15 protein-coding genes are annotated in these 19746 nt (G+C 63.3%); 3 read left to right on the forward strand and 12 right to left on the reverse strand.

All coding sequences use genetic code 11. The features are described 5' to 3' along the window. Nucleotides 1-40: 40 nt before the first annotated feature. On the forward strand, nucleotides 41-892 hold the full coding sequence (gene panB / locus BMZ70_RS16430) for a 3-methyl-2-oxobutanoate hydroxymethyltransferase (protein WP_092276492.1): 852 nt from the start codon (nucleotides 41-43) through the stop codon (nucleotides 890-892). Here panB and BMZ70_RS16435 read toward each other — a convergent pair. Genes BMZ70_RS16435 through BMZ70_RS16465 form a run of 7 tightly spaced genes read right to left on the reverse strand, consistent with a single transcriptional unit; the run spans nucleotide 889 to nucleotide 9940 of the window. Further along, nucleotides 889-2283: an aspartate aminotransferase family protein gene (locus tag BMZ70_RS16435; protein WP_092276495.1), complete on the reverse strand. Its 1395-nt coding sequence runs from the start codon at nucleotides 2281-2283 to the stop codon at nucleotides 889-891. The two genes, panB and BMZ70_RS16435, sit on opposite strands and share 4 nt — an antisense overlap. Then, nucleotides 2280-3617: a glutamine synthetase family protein gene (locus tag BMZ70_RS16440; RefSeq protein ID WP_092276498.1), complete on the reverse strand. Its 1338-nt coding sequence runs from the start codon at nucleotides 3615-3617 to the stop codon at nucleotides 2280-2282. The genes BMZ70_RS16435 and BMZ70_RS16440 overlap by 4 nt, the downstream gene beginning before the upstream one ends. A gap of 13 nt (nucleotides 3618-3630) precedes the next feature. Next, nucleotides 3631-4926: a type III glutamate--ammonia ligase gene (glnT, locus tag BMZ70_RS16445; RefSeq protein WP_092276501.1), complete on the reverse strand. Its 1296-nt coding sequence runs from the start codon at nucleotides 4924-4926 to the stop codon at nucleotides 3631-3633. Next, nucleotides 4908-6389, reverse strand: coding sequence for an aldehyde dehydrogenase (locus BMZ70_RS16450; protein ID WP_092276504.1), 1482 nt, complete (start codon nucleotides 6387-6389; stop codon nucleotides 4908-4910). Before BMZ70_RS16450 ends, glnT begins: the two co-directional genes overlap by 19 nt. Before the next feature lie 10 nt (nucleotides 6390-6399). Then, nucleotides 6400-7788, reverse strand: coding sequence for an aspartate aminotransferase family protein (locus BMZ70_RS16455; RefSeq protein ID WP_092276506.1), 1389 nt, complete (start codon nucleotides 7786-7788; stop codon nucleotides 6400-6402). Between the two features lie 10 nt (nucleotides 7789-7798). After that, nucleotides 7799-9169 carry a glutamine synthetase family protein gene (locus BMZ70_RS16460; RefSeq protein ID WP_092276509.1) on the reverse strand — a complete coding sequence of 457 codons (1371 nt, stop codon included), beginning with the start codon at nucleotides 9167-9169 and terminating at the stop codon, nucleotides 7799-7801. Nucleotides 9170-9187: 18 nt separating this feature from the next. Next, entirely contained in the window at nucleotides 9188-9940 is a 753-nt protein-coding gene (locus tag BMZ70_RS16465; protein WP_092276511.1) for a gamma-glutamyl-gamma-aminobutyrate hydrolase family protein, read from the reverse strand. Between the two features lie 96 nt (nucleotides 9941-10036). Between BMZ70_RS16465 and BMZ70_RS16470 the strand changes: the two genes are divergently transcribed. Together BMZ70_RS16470 and BMZ70_RS16475 are read left to right on the forward strand one after the other, a co-directional pair. Beyond that, complete coding sequence (locus BMZ70_RS16470; protein WP_092276514.1) at nucleotides 10037-11533, forward strand: MocR-like pyridoxine biosynthesis transcription factor PdxR; 1497 nt, start codon at nucleotides 10037-10039, stop codon at nucleotides 11531-11533. After that, nucleotides 11530-12669, forward strand: a complete 1140-nt coding sequence (locus tag BMZ70_RS16475) for an MFS transporter (RefSeq protein WP_092276517.1) — start codon at nucleotides 11530-11532, stop codon at nucleotides 12667-12669. Before BMZ70_RS16470 ends, BMZ70_RS16475 begins: the two co-directional genes overlap by 4 nt. On the opposite strand, the gene BMZ70_RS16480 is transcribed toward BMZ70_RS16475, so the two are convergent. From BMZ70_RS16480 to BMZ70_RS16500, 5 genes are read right to left on the reverse strand one after another with little or no spacing between them, the layout of a single operon-like run. Further along, a complete protein-coding gene (locus BMZ70_RS16480; RefSeq protein WP_092276520.1) occupies nucleotides 12666-13502 on the reverse strand; it encodes an ABC transporter permease in 837 nt (278 codons plus the stop codon). The two genes, BMZ70_RS16475 and BMZ70_RS16480, sit on opposite strands and share 4 nt — an antisense overlap. Next, entirely contained in the window at nucleotides 13499-14404 is a 906-nt protein-coding gene (locus tag BMZ70_RS16485; RefSeq protein ID WP_092276523.1) for an ABC transporter permease subunit, read from the reverse strand. The genes BMZ70_RS16480 and BMZ70_RS16485 overlap by 4 nt, the downstream gene beginning before the upstream one ends. Nucleotides 14405-14414: 10 nt before the next feature. Then, nucleotides 14415-15542, reverse strand: coding sequence for an ABC transporter ATP-binding protein (locus BMZ70_RS16490; RefSeq protein ID WP_092276526.1), 1128 nt, complete (start codon nucleotides 15540-15542; stop codon nucleotides 14415-14417). Nucleotides 15543-15596: 54 nt separating this feature from the next. Further along, nucleotides 15597-16967: a glutamine synthetase family protein gene (locus BMZ70_RS16495; RefSeq protein WP_092276529.1), complete on the reverse strand. Its 1371-nt coding sequence runs from the start codon at nucleotides 16965-16967 to the stop codon at nucleotides 15597-15599. Nucleotides 16968-17021: 54 nt separating this feature from the next. Then, nucleotides 17022-19742 (reverse strand): nitrate reductase, encoded by a 2721-nt coding sequence (locus BMZ70_RS16500; RefSeq protein ID WP_092276532.1) that lies wholly within the window; start codon nucleotides 19740-19742, stop codon nucleotides 17022-17024. Between the last annotated feature and the right edge of the window lie 4 nt (nucleotides 19743-19746).

Genomic DNA, 19746 nt, shown 5'->3' on the forward strand with positions numbered 1-19746 from the left:
CAAAGGATTTACCATGTCTGGATACCTGCAAGGAACCGAAATGGCCGCGAGCCAAAAGCCCGCCGACGCCAACGCACCTGCACCGGCCAAAGCGGTCGTATCGAAAGCCGTCACCGTCAACACCCTGGCCACGCTGCGCAACGCTGGCGAGAAAATCACCATGCTGACCTGCTATGACGCCAGCTTCGCCTCGTTGATGGATCGCTGCGGCGTTGAGATCCTGCTGATCGGCGACTCGCTGGGCATGGTGTGCGCCGGCCACCAATCGACGCTGCCGGTCACCATGACCGACATCGTGTACCACACCGCCTCCGTGGCACGCGGCACCAAGAACGCCATGATCGTAGCCGACCTGCCGTTCGGCGCCTACGGCACGCCGGAAACTGCGTACGCCAACGCCGTGCAGGCGATGCAGGCCGGCGCGCACATGGTCAAGATCGAAGGCGGCGCATGGGTGGCCGACACCATCAAATTCCTGACCGAGCGTGGCGTGCCAGTGTGCGCGCACTTGGGCCTGACGCCGCAGTCGGTGCACCAGCTAGGCGGCTACAAAGTGCAAGGCAAAACCACCGAAAGCGCCGACCTGCTGAAAGCCGACGCACTGAAGATCCAGGCAGCCGGTGCATCGCTGGTGGTGCTGGAGGCGATTCCTTCGGCCTTGGGCAAAGAGGTAACGGACATGCTGTCGATTCCAACGATTGGTATCGGCGCGGGTCCGGACTGCTCGGGCCAGGTACTGGTGATGCACGACCTGCTGGGCGTCTTCCCAGGTCGAAAAGCGCGCTTCGTGAAAAACTTCATGGACGGCCAGACCAGCATCGACGCCGCCATCACCGCCTACGTCACCGCCGTCAAAAACGTCAGCTTCCCGGCGCTGGAACACTGCTTCTAAGGGGTACAGCGACTACACAGCCACCAGCGCCTGACAACGCACCCCGCAAGACAGTCCTCAAATGCAGCCAATAACTGCTGCACATCCTCAGTGCTGGTCTGAGGGCAGACCAGCAGCATATTGTGAAAAGGCGTGATGAGCAGACCGCGGTTGAGCAGGTAGAGGTGAATCGCCTGCTCAAGTTCACTGTCCATCGCCGCTTGCGCTTCGGTGCCGTTGCGCGGCGCTGAGGGCGTAAACTGGAATTCGGTGCGGGCGCCGATTTGGGTGACGCACCACGGCAGCTTATGCCACACAATCACGTCGCGCAGCCCATCCGCCAATTGCGCCGCGAGCGCGAACATGTGCCGGTAGGCTGCCTCAGTCATCACCTCCTCCAGATTAGCCCGCATCGCGGCCATTGCGAACATGTTGGCGCTCAGCGTGGTGCCTATGCCCGAATGGCCCGGCGGTGCGCTGCGCTTGGCGTGCTCCACCCGGCGCGCCAGTTCTTCCGTAAATCCGTACACCGCGCAGGGGATGCCGCCGCTGATTGGCTTGCCGACCACCAGCGCGTCCGGCTGCATGCCGTGGGCACGGGAGTAGCCTCCAGGGCCGCTGCTGATGGTGTGCGTTTCATCGATCACCAGTAACGCGCCATGCTGCTTGATGAGCTGCTGCGCGGCTTCCCAGAAGCCTTCCTGCGGCAGCACCATGCCGACGTTGGTCATCACCGGTTCGGCCAGCACGCAGGCGATATCGCCCTGCTTGAGCGCTTCTTCCAACGCCGGCAGGTCGTTGAACTCGACCACTACCGTGTGATCCGTCAGTGTGTGCACTTGCCCGAGCAGGCTGTCGCGCTGCGTCGGCACGCCGTCGACCAGGTCGACGAATACATCGTCCACCGTGCCGTGGTAGCAGCCGTTAAAGACCAGCACCTTGCTGCGCCCCGTCGCGGCACGCAGCCAGCGCAGAACGAAGCGGTTGGCGTCGGAGGCGGACAAAGCAAACTGCCAGGACGGCAGGCCAAAACGGCGCGACAGTTCGGCGGCCACGGGGCCAGCATCCTCCGACGGCAGCATGGCCGTGTAGCCGCGCGCCGACTGGCGGGCGATGGCCTGCGCCACCGGCTGCGGCGCGTGGCCGAACATGGCCCCGGTGTCGCCGAGGCAGAAGTCCACGTAGTCATGGCCGTCCGCATCGCGGAAGCGCGCGCCCGATGCTTCGCGTATGGTCAGCGGAAACGGCGTAGACCAGTCATTCATCCAATGCATCGGCACGCCGAACAGCATATGCCGCCCGGCCTGCCCTGCCAGCCGCGCCGACGCAGGATTGCGCGCCACGTAATGCGCGCGCTCGTCGGCCACCAGCGCCTGCACGCGCTGCCAGTCGAGGCCTGTTCGGGTACTCATACCAGCAGCATCAAATGCTCGCGTTCCCACGAGCTGATTACGCGGCTGTAGGTGGCGAACTCCAGTTCCTTCACCTCGCAGAATGCCTGTACGAACAGCTCTCCCAGCATTTCGCTTAACGGCTTGCACTCGCGCAGGCGCAGGATGGCGTCCTCCAGATTGCGCGGCAGCTGATCGTGCACATGCTCCGCGCTGCCGGATGTTGGCGCCGATGGTTTAATGCCTTCAACCATGCCGAGATAGCCGCAGGCCAGCGTGGCCGCCATCGCCAGGTAGGGATTCACGTCCACGCCGGGTACGCGGTTCTCCACGCGACGATTCAAGGGCGCCGAGTTGGGGATGCGGATGCCGCAGGTACGGTTGTCATAGCCCCAGTGCACATTGGTCGGCGCGGACATGAAGCGCGACAAGCGGCGGTAGGAATTCACATGCGGCGCAAACAGCAGCGTGGCCGGCGCGATGTACTTTTCCAGTCCCGCGATGTAGTTGAAGAATAAATCGCTGGCGTCGCCGTCCTTGCGCGAGAAGATATTTTGGCCGCTGGTGGTATCGAGCACGCTCTGGTGAATGTGCATCGCGCTGCCCGGCTCCGTCTCCATCGGCTTGGCCATGAAGGTAGCGAAGATGCCATGCCTCAGCGCCGTCTCGCGCACGGCGCGCTTGAACAGGAACACGCGGTCGGCCAGTTCCAGCGCCTCGCCGTGGGTGAAGTTGATTTCCATCTGCCCTGCGCCGGCTTCGTGAATCAGCGTTTCGACGCCAAGATCGTGCTGCTTGCAGAAGGTCGACAGCTCAAGGAAGAAGGGATCGAAATCGTTCACCGCATCGATGGAGTAGGACTGGCGGCCGGATTCTGGCTTGCCGCTGCGGCCCAACGGTGGCGCCAGCGGTTCGTGCGGGTTGCTGCTGCGGGCGACCAGATAAAATTCCATCTCCGGCGCCACCACCGGCTGCCAGCCACGATCCTCGTACATGCGCAGCACCTTGCGCAGCACGGCACGCGGCGACAGGCCGACCGGGGTTCCGTCGAAGTTCTGGCAATCGTGAATCACCAGCGCGACGTTTTCCGCCGCCCACGGCACTTGTCGCAACGTGGCGAGGTCCGGCACGCAGATCATGTCTGGATCGGTGGCGCCGACGTAGGGTGTGTTGTTGGGCTGCTCGCCGTTGACGGTGTTCAGCAGGACGCTTTTCGGCAAGCGCATTTCACCTTCGCTCAGGAACAGATCCTTGGGCAGGATTTTGCCGCGCGCGATACCGGTCATGTCGGCGATGACGCACTCCACTTCGTGGATATTCCGCTCGCGCAGAAAGTCTTTCATGGTCTGGCTCATCGCGGTCTCCGGTCTAGAAGCGGTTCAGGTAGCGTTCAGTTTCCCATGCACTCACATGCTGGCTGTACTCGATCCATTCCGCACTCTTCAGCGCGGCGAATTCGTGGACGATGGCGGCGCCCAGCGATTCAGTGAGCACGGCGTCTGCCCGCAGCGCTTCCGCTGCCGCGCCGAGGTTTTGCGGCAGCAGCTTCAGTCCCAGCTCGGCGCGCTGTGCGGCGCTCATGTCATAGACGTCTTCATTGACCGGCTCACCGGGATCGAGCTGGCGGTCGATGCCATCCAGACCCGCAGCAATCACACCTGCCAGCGCGAGATAGGGATTGGCCGAACTGTCGGGCAAGCGCCATTCGACGCGCCCGTGGACGGTGCGCGCCACCACGGTGCGGTTGTTGTCGCCGTGGCCGATGAAGGCCGGCGCCCAGCTGGTGCCGGACAGCGATTCGCCGCACATCAGGCGCTTGTACGAATTGACGGTCGGTGCGCACAACGCCGTCAACGCCGGCGCGTGGTGCAGCAGGCCGCCGAGGAAATGCTCGCTGATTGCCGACACCGGATTGCCATTGTCATCGGCCAGCGAGAGATGGAAATGCAAGCCGCTGCCCGGCCGCTCTGCGAACGGCTTGGGCATCATGGAGAACAGCATGCCCTCTTCTTCCGCAATGTGATGCGCCGCCATCTTGAACAGCATGAAGTTGTCCGCCGCGCGCAGCGCATCGGCGTAGTGGTAGTTCACTTCGAACTGGCCGGTCGCATCCTCATGGTCGCTCTGGTAGACGCCAAGGCCACACTCGTTGAGCGACGTCGTGAGCTTGTCGAGGAAGGAGCGGCGACGCAGCAGGCTTTTGGTGTCGTAGGATGGTTTTTCCAGCGTGTCGCCGGCTTCGGCGTTGCCGTGTTGGAGCAGGAAGAATTCCGGCTCAAGGCCAGCGTTCAAGATCCAGCCGCGCGCGGCCAGGCGGGCGACCTGCTTGCGCAGAACCTGACGCGGGCACGCGTCGAACGGCTCGCCGGCGACGTGGCCATCCAGCACCACGCGCGCATAGCCGGGCAGCCACGGCATCGGCTGCAGCGTGGTGAGGTCTGCGCGGCCGTAGTACTCCGAACGCGGACCGTTGCGCGGCAGGCCGGTCCCCCAGATCGACGGACCGGAGAAACCAGCGCCTGGCGACACGATATCGCCAAGATGCGCTAGCGGCACCAGCTTGCCCTTGGCCGCGCCGTGGATATCCGTGAACTGCGCAAACACATAACGCACGCCCTGCGCCGCCAGTTCGCCCTGCAGCTCTTCTAACCTACCTGTATCCATGTTGTCTTCAATTCCGTGTATTTATCGAATGCGTGCAGCGACTTGTCGCGGCCATTGCCGGACTGTTTGTAGCCGCCGAACGGCACCGTGATATCGTCACCGTCGTACTGATTGACGTGCACCGTGCCGGCACGCAGCGCACGCGACGTCTGGATCGCCTTGCTCAGGTCCGCCGTCCACACGGCGGCATGCAAGCCATACGGCGTATCGTTCGCCTGCCGCACCGCGTCCTGCACATCGGTAAAACTCAGCACCGACAGGACTGGACCAAAGATCTCTTCACGCGCGATCTTCATATTGCTGTCCACCTGATCGAACAGCGTCGGCTCGACGTAGTAGCCGCCGGTCTCGGTACGTACCTGCTTGCCGCCCGCCAGCAGGCGCGCGCCATCCGCATGGCCGGATTCGATGTAGCCCATCACCGTCTTCAATTGCGTGGCATCGACAATCGCGCCCATGATAGTGCTGTCATCCAGCGGATCGCCCGGCGCGTAATTCGGTACCAGCGCCAGCGCCTTCTCGATAAAGCGGTCCTTGATCGACGCCTCCACAAACAAGCGTGAAGGCGCATTGCAGCTCTCGCCCTGATTGAAGAAGATGGAGCCGATCGCCGCCTCGACCGCCGCGTCGAGGTCCGGGCAATCCGCGCAAACGATGTTGGCCGACTTGCCGCCCAACTCGGTCCACGCACGCTTCAGGTTCGACTGCCCCGCCATCTGCATGATCTGCTTGCCCACGCGGGTAGAACCGGTAAAGCCGATGCAGTCCACATCCATGTGCAGTGCCAGCGCCGCACCGGCCTCGTGGCCAAAGCCCGGCAGCACATTGAACACGCCCGGCGGCACGCCAGCTTCCAGCGCAATCTCCGCCAAGCGCAACGCCGTCAGCGGCGACTTCTCGGACGGCTTGAGCACCACGCTATTCCCCGCCGCCAGCGCCGGCGCAATCTTCCACGACGCCATCAGCATCGGGTAGTTCCACGGCACGATGGCCGCCACCACGCCCACCGGCTCGCGCGTGATCAGCGCGAGACTGTTGGACGGCGTTGGCGCAATCTCATCGTAGATCTTGTCGATCGCCTCGCCGTACCAGCGGATACAGTTGGCCGCACCGCCCACGTCCACCGTCTGGCTGTACTTGATCGGCTTGCCCATATCCAGCGTTTCCAGCAGCGCCAGCTCCTGGCCGTATTTCTGCATCAGGTCCGCGAACTTGATAAGCACCCGCTTGCGCTGCGCCGGCGACTTGCCCGCCCAGCGGCGATCCTCGAACGCCGCGCGCGCGGCAGCGACAGCGATATCCACATCGGCGCCATCGCAACGCGCCACCATGCCCAGCTTGCGCCCGTCAACAGGCGACAGGTTGTCAAACTGCTGTTCCGATTTCGCCCATACCCGCTCTCCGCCGATGAAGGCGCGGCCGTCCGCTTGCAGCGCGGCGGCTCGTTCATGCCATGTCGTCATCATCTTCTCCTTACAGCCAGCCGCGCTCTTTGACGTCGGCATAAGTCAGGTCGAGGCAATGGCGGATCAGCGCCACCATTTCATCGATCTGCGCCGTGGTCATGATCAGCGGTGGTGCGATAATCATGCGGTCACCGACGGCACGCATAATCATCCCGTTGTTGAACATATAGCCCCGGCACACCATGCCGACAGCCAGCGATTCGTCGAAGGCCACGTTGTCGTGCACCGTCGCGCCTTTGCTGCGCACCAGATTCAAGCCCGCCACAAAGCCGCAGCTGTTGGCGTAGCCGACTAGCGGATGGTCCGCCAGTTCGGCAAAGCGCTTCTTCAGGTAAGGACCGGTTTCCTCGGCCACGCGCTCGATCAGATTTTCATCTTCGATGATGCGGATGTTTTCCAGCGCCGCCGCACACGCCACCGGATGGCCGGAATAGGTGAAGCCGTGATTGAATTCGCCGCCTTGCTCGATCAGCACCTTGGCCACGCGGTCGCCCACCAGCACACCACCCAACGGCACGTAGCCCGAGGTCACGCCCTTGGCGAACGTAATCAAATCCGGCTTGATGCCGAACAGCTCCGACGCGAACCAGCGGCCCGTGCGTCCAAAACCGCAAATCACTTCGTCCGCGATCAGCAGGATGCCGTACTTGTCGCAGATGCGCTGGATCTCCGGCCAGTAGGTGGACGGCGGAATAATCACGCCGCCCGCGCCCTGAATCGGCTCGCCGATAAACGCCGCAACCTTTTCTGCGCCCACCTCCAGAATTTTCTTTTCCAGCCACGAAGCAGCTTCGATGCCGAACGCCTCCTCGGTCATGCCCTTGCCGGATTCCAGATAATTCGGCTGGCCGATATGCACAATGCCAGGAATCGGCAAGCCGCCCTGCTCGTGCATGCCCGACATGCCGCCCAGCGACGCCCCGGCCATCGTGCTGCCGTGGTAGGCGTTGTGGCGGCTGATGATGGTGTGGCGATCCTTGTAGCCCAACACGTCCCAATAGCGGCGCACCATGCGCACATTGGTGTCGTTGCCTTCCGAGCCGGAGCCGGTGAAGTACACATGATTGAACTGCGGCGGCGAGATCTGCGCCAGCTTCGCCGCCAGCTGCACCGCCTGCACATTGGTGGTGTTGAAGAAGCTGTTATAGAACGGCAGCGTCTCCATCTGCTGGTAAACCGCTTTCGAAATGCTGGTGCGGCCGTAGCCCACGTTCACGCACCACAGGCCGGACATGCCGTCGATGATCTTCTTGTCTTCCGAATCCCACAAGTAGATGCCATCGCCGCGTACCATCACGCGCGCGCCCTTTTCGCCCAGCGCCTTGTGATCGGTGAACGGGTGCATGTAGTGCGCCGTGTCCAGCTTCTGGATTGCCTTGGTATCGAAGTTGCTCATGGCGGGCTCCTTAAACGTGCAGCAGCAGGTGCTCGCGCTCCCACGGGCTGATAACAGTCATGAATTCCTGATGTTCCAGATCCTTGATCGCCGCGTACACGTCGATGAAGCGGTCGCCCAGCACGGTGCGCAGCTTGTCCTCGGCGCGCAGCAGCTGCAGCGCTTCCGGCAAGCCTTGCGGCAGCTCGACTTTCAAATCGTAGGCGCTGTCCGTGGTCATTGGCGTCGGCTCGATCTGATCGATCATGCCGAGGTAGCCGCAGGCCAGCGTCACCGCCAATGCCAGGTAGGGGTTGGCGTCCGCGCCGATGATGCGGTTCTCCACGCGGCGATCCTGCACGCCGGATTCCGGCACGCGGAAGCCCACGGTGCGGTTGTCCATGCCCCACTGGATGTTGATCGGCGCGGCCGTGTGGCGCACGATGCGGCGGTACGAATTCACATACGGCGCCACAATCGCCATCGCCGACGGCATGTAGCGCTGTAAGCCGCCGATGTAGTGCTTGAACAGCGCCGAAGCCGAACCGTCCTCGGAGCTGAAGATATTCTTGCCGGTCTTGGAGTCCACCACGCTCTGGTGCACGTGCATGGCCGATCCGGGCTCGCCGGCCATCGGCTTGGCCATAAAGGTGGCGTACATATCGTGCTTGAGCGCCGCTTCGCGCAGGGTGCGCTTGAAGAAGAACACCTTGTCGGCAAGGCCCAGCGGCTCGCCGTGCAGGAAGTTGATCTCCATCTGGCCGGCGCCGATTTCGTGAATCAGCGTGTCGACGTCGAGGCCCATCAAATCGCAGTAGTCGTAGATGTCTTCGAACAGCGGATCGAATTCATTCACCGCGTCGATGCTGTAGACCTGACGGCTGGTTTCGGCGCGGCCGCTGCGGCCGATCGGCGGTTTCAAAGGCAGGTCCGGATCGCTGTTCTTCGCAGTCAGGTAAAACTCCAGTTCCGGCGCCACCACCGGCTTCCAGCCTTTGTCCGCATACAGCTTGAGTACGCGGCGCAGCACGGAGCGCGGTGCAAAGTCGACCAGGCGGCCATCGGAAAAATAGCAGTCGTGGATCACTTGCGCGGTTGGATCGGTGGCCCACGGCACCATCGTGATGGTGGTCGGATCAGCCTTCAAAATCATGTCGCGGTCAGTGGTGGAGATGGCTCGGTCGTAGCCCGCATCCTCGGTTGGGTAGTTGCCGGTTACGGTCATGCCCAGCACCGCTTCCGGGATGCGCATGCCGCGCTCCTGCGTGAATTTACCGCGCGGGAGAATCTTCCCGCGCGCCACGCCGGTCAGGTCGGGGACTAGACATTCAATCTCTGTGACGCGCTTCTCGTTCAGCCACAGGTCCATATCGGTGTAGGTAAAGTTTTCGCGAATTGCCATTTGCTTCTCTCGTTGTTGTTATCGGGTGGCCTTGTAGGCGCGGCAGGCGTCGCCAAAGGCTCTGAATAATTTGACGGAATCCGGATTCTCGGAAAAGCGCCACTCAGGGTGCCACTGTACCGCCAGCGCAAATCCCTTGGCGTCCGCCACGCGGTAGGCTTCCACCAGTCCATCGTCGGCGCGCGCTTCCGCGACAAGGCCAGGCGCAAGCTGGTTGATGCCTTGCCCGTGCAGCGAGTTCACTTGGATCTCGGCTGCTCCATCCAGTATCTGCGTCAGTCGCCCTCCGGGATCCAGCAACACGCGGTGCGACGGCGCGTATTGCTGGTCCAGCGTGTGTTCCTTGTTCTCGCGATGATCGGCCATGCCGGCCACCGCATGCACGGCTTGATGCAGCGTGCCGCCCAGCGCTACGTTCACTTCCTGGAAGCCGCGGCAGATCGCCAGCAGCGGGATGCCGCGCTTGATGGCGGCTCGGATCAGCGGCAGCGTGGTGGCGTCGCGCGCGGCGTCCTGCGGCAGCGATGGGTCCAGCACCTCCTCGCCGTACAAACTGGCGTGGACGTTGGAGGGTGAGCCGGTCAGCATCACGCCATCGGCCAGCGACAGCAACGCTTCAAAGTCGGTGGCTGCGCCAAGCGCCGGCACGATCAGCGGCGTGCAGCGCGCGCCGTCCGCCACGGCGGCCACGTATTTGAGCTGCGCGGTGTGATACGGATGCGCACCTATCCGGTTGACGCATGCGGGGACCAAAACGATGGGACTACGCATAGAAGCTTTCATCTATTTGATTTAACTAAATGATATGCCTATTTTGGTATTATGTTGAGTGCCACTTTTTGATCTTTGATAGAACCACTTTCGTAGATGTCCCCGACTTCCGACCTGCTGGCCACCGCGCTGGCGCAATCCGGCTTCCATCCCCGTCTCTCCCAGCAGCGCAGACTGTACGAAGCCGCCAAGGCCGCGATCCACCAGCAGCGGCTGGGCGCGGGCAGCAAACTCCCGTCCAGCCGTGACCTGGCGCGGGATCTGGGCATTGCGCGCAACACGGTGATTGCGGCGTTCGAGCAGCTTGCAGCGGAGGGCTACGTCATCACGTCGAAAGGCAGCGGCACCTACGTGGCCGATTTGCAGGCGCACAGCGCGTCGATGCGCGGTGTTGGCTCCGCGCCACAAGGGCGCACCGCGTCACGCACAGCGCCTGACGTACGTCTTTCACGCCGAGGGCAGGAGCTCACCAGCTATGCGGCCGGTCCGCAATTCGAAATACAGCCGTTCGCGCCGGGCGATCCTGATTTCTCGTCGTTCCCGTTCAAGCTGTGGCAACGGCTGCAGAACCGCGTGTGGCGCGAGGCGCGCAACGATTTGCTGGACTACGGCCAGTCCGGCGGCCACCTGCCGCTGCGCCAGGCCATTACCGAATATCTGCGCATATCGCGCTCGGTGAAGGTGGAAGTGGAGCAGGTCATCATCACCGCCGGCACGCAGCAGTCACTGGACCTGTGCGCGCAATTGCTGGCCGACGCCGGCGATACGGCGTGGGTGGAAGACCCGTGCTACTGGGGCGCGCGCCGCGTGTTCCAGGCGCGGGAACTGAAGCTGCGCCCCATCACCGTCGACAGCGACGGCATGGCCCTCAGCGACAAGGATCTCGCCACCAAGCCACGCCTGATCTACGTCACGCCATCGCACCAGTATCCGACCGGCGCGGTGATGAGTCTCGCGCGCCGCCGCGAACTGCTGGAGGTGGCCGTGCGCAAGGATGCGTGGATACTGGAGGATGACTACGACAGCGAATTCCGCTACACCGGCCGCCCGCTGGCGGCGCTGCAAGGCCTCGATAACGACGACCGCGTGCTGTACATGGGCACCTTCTCCAAGGTGCTCTACCCCGGCATCAAGGTCGGCTACCTCGTGGTGCCGCCGGCGCTGATTCCCGCCTTCCGCAGCGCGCTGTACGACTTGCAGCGTCCCGGTCAGCTCACCGTGCAAGCCACGCTGACCGACTTCATCACCTACGGCCATTTCACCACCCACGTGCGCAAGATCCGCCAGACCTACGGCGCGCGGCGCGAACTGCTGCGGCGCATGCTGGCGCGGGCGTTGCCGGCCAGCGTCACTATCTCGAAAGAAGAATCCGGCCTGCATCTGGTGGTCGAACTGCCCGACAGCGTGGACGACGTAGCGCTGGCGCAGCGCGCGGCGGCGCTGGATATCTCGGTGAAGGCGCTGTCCACCTACTACCTCAAGCCGCAGGTGCGGCGCGGCCTGTTGGTCGGCTATGCTTACTGCACACCCGAACAGATCACCGACTACGGCCGCCAGCTGGGCGCCATCATCGCGGCGGAGGTGCAAGCATGAAGAACATGCCCTGGCGCGATTTCACGGCTTTGGTGGCCAGCATCGGCGTGGTCGGCCTCGGGCTGGGCGCGACCATTCCACTGACTGCGCTGACGCTGGACCAGCGCGGCATCGGTTCCGGCATCATCGGCGTCATTACCGCCATCAGCGCGTTCGGCATTCTCGGCGCGGCGCCTTTCGTCTCGCGCTGGGTGGCCGGCCACGGACCGCGCGGCTGCATGATCGGCGCCATTCTCACTGCCGCGCTGTCCACCGCGCTGATGGAAACCACAGACAACCTGCTGGCATGGACCCTGCTGCGTTTCATATTCGGTGCGTGCATGGGCGTGTTATTCACCATCGGCGAAGCATGGGTCAACAAGCTCGCGCCGGAAAACTCGCGCGGCCGGGTGGTGGCGATCTACACCACCGCTTTCACGCTGTTCCAGCTGATCGGGCCTGCAATGGTGGCGGCGTTTGCGGACAAGGTGGCGCTGCCCTTCGCCTGCTGCGGTGCGCTGTTCTTGCTAGCGCTGCCCGGCATGCTGCTGATTGGCGGCGGCGCGCAGGGCCACGAAGACGAACCGCACGTGCCGTGGCAACGCATCCTGCCGCGCATGTGGATGATTGCGATTGGCGCGGCCTTCTTCGCCATGTTTGATACAGTGGCACTGAGCCTGCTGCCACTGTACGCCATGCGCCACGGCATAGCGACCGAGCTGGCGGTGCTGTCAGCCACGGTGGTGCTGGTGGGCGACACGGCGCTGCAATTTGCGTTCGGCTGGCTGGCGGACCACGTGGGGCGGCGCAAGGTGCACGTCGGCTGCGGCGTGGCCTGCTGCGTGCTGCTGCCGCTGCTGCCTTTCGCGGCGGGCACGCCGTGGCTATGGTGGACGCTGCTGCTGGTGCTGGGCGCGGTGGCTGGCGCGATCTACATGCTGTCGCTGGTGGCGTGCGGGGAGCGCTTTGAAGGCCAGTCGCTGGTCGCGGCCAGCGCGGTGGTCAACGCCAGCTGGGGCATCACCAGCGCCGGCGGACCTTTGGTGACGGGGGTATTAATGCAAACGGCCGGCGTGAATGCACTGCCGGCCGTTCTGTGGGTTGGCGCGGCAATATTCATTGCCAGCGCAGGGCTAGAAAAGCCGGACAGGGACTAGCCTTTGGCCGCAGCCGCCAGCTGTTTGGAACGCAGGCGCTCGGCTCGGGCGATGTAGAGGCTTGAGGCGATCACGCCGATCGACACGACCAGGATAGTCAGGGCAGCTACCGCATTTACACGTGGATCTAACCCCAGACGGGCACGCGAGAAGATCACGATCGGCATGGTCGACGAGCCGGGGCCGGACAGGAAGGCCGACAGCACTACGTCGTCCAGCGACAGCGTAAACGTCAGCAGCCACGCCGAACCCAATGCCTGCTTGATGTTCGGCAGCGTCACCAGGAAGAACACCTGGAACGGACGGCAACCCAGATCCATCGCCGCCTCTTCCAGCGACTTGTTCATCTCCTGCAGGCGCGATTGCACCACCACCGTCGCATAGGCCATGCCCAGCAAGGTGTGGCCCAGCCAGATGGTCACCAGGCCGCGCTCCGGGAAACCGAACATCTTCTGCACCGACACCAGCATCAGCAGCAGCGACAAGCCGATAATCACTTCCGGCATCACCAGCGGCGCGCTCACCATGCCGGTGAACAGGGTGCGGCCGGCGAAGCGCTGGTAGCGGTCCAGCACAAACGCGGCAAACGTGCCGAGGATGACCGAGCCGCACGCCGTCAGCAACGCAATGCGCAGCGACAGTCCGAAGCCGCTGATAATCTCCTGGTCGTTCAGCAGCGCCGCATACCATTGCAGCGAGAAGCCGCTCCACACCATGTCCTGGCGCGAGCTGTTAAACGAGAACACCACCAATACCACGATCGGGATGTAGAGGAACAGGTAGCCGAGCGACAGCCAGCCGCGCCCGAACCAGCGATGCAGGAACTGCGTCATTTGCGCGCCTCCTGTTCCGCCTGATATTTATTGAAGATCGCCATCGGCACAAGAATCAGCAGGATCACCACTACCGTCACCGAGGACGCCAGCGGCCAATCGTTATTGGTAAAGAATTCGTCCCACAGCTGGCGGCCGATCATCAGCGTTTCCGGGCCGCCCAGCAGCTCAGGAATCACGTACTCGCCCACCGCCGGGATGAACACCAGCATGGTGCCGGCGATGATGCCCGACTTCGACAGCGGCACGGTCACGCGCCAGAAGGTCTGCCACGGCGTCGCGCCCAGATCGGCCGCCGCCTCGATGAAGCGCACGTCCATCTTCACCAGGTTGGCGTACAGCGGCAGGATCATGAACGGCAGGTAGGCGTACACCATGCCGATGATCAGCGAGAACTGCGTGTTCATCAAGTGCAGCGGCTCCGCGATCACACCGATATCGATCAGGAAGCTGTTGAGGATACCGTTGTTGGCCAGGATGCCCTTCCATGCGTAGATACGCAGCAGGAAGGAAGTCCAGAACGGCATCATCACCAGCATCAGCAGCACCGGGCGCAGGGCCGGCTTGGCGCGCGCCATGAAGTAGGCGAACGGATAGCCGATGGCCAGGCACAGCGCCGCCGTGATCGCGGCGAACTTGATCGAGTTCAGATAGGTAATCGCATACAGCTCGTCCTGCGCGATGTACAGGTAGTTGGCGATCTTCACCTTCAGCGTGATCACGCCATCGACCACCGTCATCAAGGTGCCGAACGGGCTGCCATCGCCGGAATCCAGATCGGTAAAGCTGATGCGCAAGACGATCAGGAACGGAATCAGGAAGGCAAAGGTCAGCCACAGGAACGGCACGGCGATGACCGTGCTGCGTCCCGGATGCTTGAACAGGTTCTTGAGGAAGTTCATGCCCGCCCTCTTAGCTGGTCAGCACGACGACGTCGGCGCCGTCCCACCACGCGAACACGCGCTGCTCGCGCTTGAGCGCCGCGTCATCATGACGTGCCACGTTGGTGCGCGAAGCCTTCAGCACCATGCCGCTGTCCAGGGTGATGTGGTAGCTGGTCTCGTTGCCGAAATAGGAGATGCCGGTGACGACGCCCTGCACGCAGTTGTAGCCATGTTCGGCTTCCTTGGCGCGCTGCTCCTGGGTTGGGGCTTCCGCCTGCACGGCGATTTTTTCCGGACGCACTGCCACCGACACCGGCATGCCCAGCGTGCCGGTAATGCCGTGGGTGACGTAATGCTTGCCTTCCGGCGTTTCGATGATAACGTGGTCCGCCTCATCCACCGCCACGCTGCCGTTGAACAGGTTCACGCTGCCGATAAAATCGGCCACGAAGCGGCAGTTTGGCGTTTCGTAGATTTCATCCGGCGCGCCAACCTGCAGGATGCGGCCCGCGCTCATGACGGCGATGCGGGTGGCCATGCTCATGGCTTCATCCTGGTCGTGGGTGACCATCACGCAGGTCACGCCCACTTCCTCGATGATGCTGACCAGTTCCATCTGGGTGCGCTCGCGCAGCTTCTTATCGAGCGCGCCGAGCGGCTCGTCCAGCAGCAGCAACTGCGGACGCTTGGCCAGCGAACGCGCCAGCGCCACGCGCTGCTGCTGGCCGCCGGACAGCTGGTGCGGCTTGCGCTTCGCATACTCGGTCAACTGCACCAGCGACAGCATCTTTTCCACGCGCGATGCGATTTCGTCTTTCGGCAGGCCGTCGCGGCGCAGGCCGAAGGCGATGTTGTCCCACACGCTCAGGTGCGGGAACAGCGCATACGACTGGAACATCATGTTGATAGGACGCTGGTACGGCGGCACGCTCACGATGTCCTGGCCGGCCAGCGTAATGGCGCCCGACGTCGGCGTTTCAAAGCCCGCCAGCATGCGCAACAGGGTCGACTTGCCGCAGCCCGAGCTGCCCAGCAGTGCGAAGATTTCGCCCTTGTTGATCGTAACCGATACGTCATTGACGGCACGGACGCCGTCGAATTCCTTCACCAGGTTCTTAATCAGGAGGAAAGGTTCAGCCGCTCGCTCTATGGTCATGTTGTTAGAAAGGTAAAAGGATATTAGCCAAACCTGTGATTATAAAGGCAGTGCTCAAACATGGAGCAATAAGTGTTCCCGTTCCCACGGGCTGATAACGGTCATGAACTCCTGATGCTCCAGCTCTTTGATCGCGGTGTAGACGTCGATGAAGCGCTCGCCCAGCACGTCGCGCAGCCGGTCCTCCTGCCGCATCATGGTCAACGCCTGCGGCAGGCCTTGCGGCAGCTCGTACACATGGTCGTAGGCGCTGCCGGTGTACATCGGCGTGGGCTCCAGCTGGTCGACCAGCCCGAGGTAGCCGCAGGCCAGCGTCACCGCCATCGCCAGGTAGGGATTGGCGTCGGCGCCGATGATGCGGTTTTCGACGCGGCGCTGCTCGACGCCGGAAATCGGAATGCGAAAGCCCACGGTGCGGTTGTCCATGCCCCACTGGATGTTGATCGGCGCCGCCGTGTGGCGCACGATGCGGCGATACGAATTCACATACGGCGCCAGAATCGCCATCGCCGCCGGCGTATAGCGCTGCAAGCCGCCGATATAGTGGCGGAAGTGCGGCGACGGCGAACCGTCGGGCAAATTAAAGATGTTTCGGCCGGTGGCGGCGTCGCTCACGCTCTGGTGCACATGCATGGCCGATCCGGGTTCGCCCGCCATCGGCTTGGCCATGAAGGTGGCGTACATGGAGTGCTTGAGCGCCGCCTCGCGCAAGGTGCGCTTGAAGTAGAACACATTGTCGGCCAGCGCCATCGCGTCGCCATGCTGGAAGTTGAGGCCCATCTGGCCGGCACCGGTCTCGTGGATCAGCGTGTCCACATCGAGATTCATCAGCGCACAGTAGTCGTAGATGTCTTCAAACAGCGGATCGAATTCATTGACGGCGTCAATGCTGTAGACCTGGCGGGTGGTTTCGGAACGACCGCTGCGGCCTACCGGCGCTTTCAACGGCAGGTCGGGATCGATGTTCTTCTCGGTGAGGTAGAACTCCAGTTCCGGCCCCACCACCGGCGTCCAGCCTTTGTCGGCGTACAGTTTAAGCACGCGGCGCAGCACGGAACGCGGCGCGAAATCGACCAGCGTGCCGTCGGCGAAGTAGCAATCGTGGATCACTTGCGCGGTCGGGTCGATGGCCCACGGCACGGTGGTGATGCTTCCGGGGTCCGCGCGCAGGATCATGTCGCGGTCGGTGTTGGAGATGGCGCGGTCGTAGGCTGCGTCTTCGGTCGGGTAGTTGCCGGTGACGGTCATGCCCAGCACCGCTTCCGGGATGCGCATGCCGCGATCCTGCGTGAATTTGGCGCGAGGGAGAATCTTCCCGCGCGCCACGCCCGTCAGGTCGGGCACCAGGCATTCGATTTCAGTGACACGGTTCTCGTTGAGCCACTGGTCCATATCGGCATCGGAGAAGTTTTCACGGATAGACATGATGCGCTCAAGGTTGCGATCGACAAGCCTAGCTTACCATAATCGCAACCTTTTTTATTGAGCCTCTGCTGCTTCCACGCGGGTTTGCACCAGTATCTTCTTGATCTCCGGGACGCAGGAACCGCAATTGCCGCCGGCCTTCAGGCAGGCCGTCACTTCCGGCACCGTCTTCAAGTCCTTCTCGAGGATGGCGTTGCAGATGGTGTTGCGGCCGACGCCGAAGCACGAGCACACGGTAGGACCGGTGTCCGCGCCCTTCTCCACCGGCATGCCGACCAGCAGGCCGACGCGATCGATCTCGCTCAACTGCTCTTTGGCGAACAGGCTGGCCAGCCATGCACGCGACGGCATGTCCTGGCGCGGCGAGACGAAGATGCACTGGTCGATGCGGTCGTTCACCACGTGCACGGCGCGGTACACGCCGGCGGTGCGGTCTTCGTATTCCAGCCAGTCGGCATCGAGGTCTTCGACGCCGAGCAGCTCGCGTGCCCAGGCCGGATAGTCCTTGATGGTGTTGCGGCCGGCCAGTTCGTAGCGCGCGAATTCGCGGCCCTGGATGCGGGTCCAGTGCGCCACGCTGTCGAGGTTCACTTCCGCGCGGCTCAGGATGAAACCGTGCCAGTTGACGCGGAACTGCTCCACGCGCACCGGCGTGTGCTTGAACTCAGGCTCGCCCGATACCGGGTCCACCACCGGATTCACCACCGCGCCAACGCGCGCATCGGATGCGGTCTGGCCGTTCCAGTGAATCGGAATGAACACGCTGCCGCGCGGGATGCCGCCGCCATGCTGCACGCGCGCCACCATCGCGCCCCACGCGGACGTGATGCGCGCCAGTTCGCCCTCGCGCACGCCGCTCAACAGCGCGTCCTGCGGATGCATGTCGACAAACGATTCGGCGATGTGGTCGGCCAGCGTGGCGGACTTGCCGGTGCGGGTCATGGTGTGCCACTGGTCGCGCACGCGGCCGGTATTGAGCGACAGTGGATAGTCTTCGCTGACAGCGTGCATGGGCGCGCGCGGCGCTGTGGCGATGAAGCGCGCCTTGCCGTCCGGGTGGGCGTACACATTGTCCTTGAACAGGCGCGTTTCCACTTGCAATTCGCCGGACGCGGTACGGCGCACCGGCCACTGGGTTGGCTCCATGTCGTCGTACTCGCGCTGCTTGAGGCCACCGAGGCCGGACATGTCGAACGCGCGCGGCACATCGCCGACGGCGTTGCGGAAACCGCTCAGGCGCGCGTGCTCGTCGAACACGCCGTGCGGGCCGCAGAAATCGAAACCTTCATAACCCATGCGCTGCGCGAACAGCGACAGGATTTTCCAGTCCGGCAGTGCTTCGCCCGGCGCCGCCAGGAAGGCGCGCTGGCGCGAGATGCGGCGCTCGGAGTTGGTCACGGTGCCGTCCTTCTCGCCCCAGCCCAGCGCCGGCAGCAGCACGTCGGCGTAGGCGGTGGTGTCGGTGTTCTGCATGATATCGGAGGAGATCACCAGCTCGCACTTGTCCAGCGCGCGGCGGACCTGGTCGGCATCCGGCAGGCTGACCACAGGATTGGTGGCGATCACCCACACCGATTTAACCTTGCCTTCTTCAATCGCTTTGAACAGGTCCACCGCTTTCAGGCCGCCCTTGTCGGCCATCGCAGGCGACTCCCAGAAAGTCTGCACCACATTGCGATGGTCAGCGCGTTCAAGGTCCATGTGCGCTGCCAGCATATTGGCCAGACCGCCAACTTCGCGTCCGCCCATCGCATTCGGCTGGCCGGTGATCGAGAACGGGCCCATGCCCGGCTTACCGATACGGCCGCCGATCAGATGGCAGTTGATGATGGCGTTGGCCTTGTCCGTGCCAGCCGACGACTGGTTCACGCCCATCGAATAAGCGGTGATGGTCTTGCGGGTGGAGGCGAACAGTTCGTAGAACTCCAGCAGCAGCGGCAGTTCGATACGGCAGATCTTGGCGACGACGGCCGGATCGGCGCAATCGGCATTGGCCACGCCCAGCGCGTTTTCAAAGCCGTTGGTGTGGTTCTCGATGAAGCGCGGATCGACCGCGCCGATGCGCGACAGGTAGCTGAGCAAGCCATTGAACAGCCACACGTCGGTGCCGGCTTTGACCGGCAGGTGCAGGTCGGCCAGCTCGCAAGTGGCGGTGCGGCGCGGGTCGATCACCACCAGCTTCATCTCGGGCCGCGCTTCCTTGGCTTTCAAAATGCGCTGGAACAGGATCGGGTGGCACCACGCGGTGTTGGAACCCACCAGCACGATCATGTCGGCCAGTTCCAAATCGTCATAGCAGACCGGCACCAGGTCTTCACCGAAGGCGCGCTTGTAGCCCGCCACGGCGGACGACATGCACAGGCGCGAATTGGTGTCGATGTTGGCGCTGCCGACGTAGCCCTTCATCAGCTTATTGGCGACGTAGTAGTCCTCGGTCAGCAACTGGCCGGAGACGTACAGGGCCACCGCGTCCGGGCCGTGTTCAGCGATGATGGTCTTCCACGCGTCGGCCACTTTGCCGAGCGCTTCGTCCCACGAGGTGCGGCGCAAACCGCTCTCGTCGCGCACTTGAGGATACAGCAAGCGGCCTTCCAGCCCCACGGTTTCGCCCAGCGCAGAACCCTTCACGCACAGGCGGCCCTTGTTGGCCGGGTGCTGCTTGTCGCCGGCGATGGCGATCGTGCCGTCGGCCAGCGGCGTGGCCTGCACACCGCAGCCTACGCCGCAGTATGCACAGGTAGTACGGATAGCCAGATGGTCGGTGGACAGGTTCAAGATA

The organism is Duganella sp. CF402 (genome assembly GCF_900109645.1).
GTDB lineage: Bacteria > Pseudomonadota > Gammaproteobacteria > Burkholderiales > Burkholderiaceae_D > Rugamonas.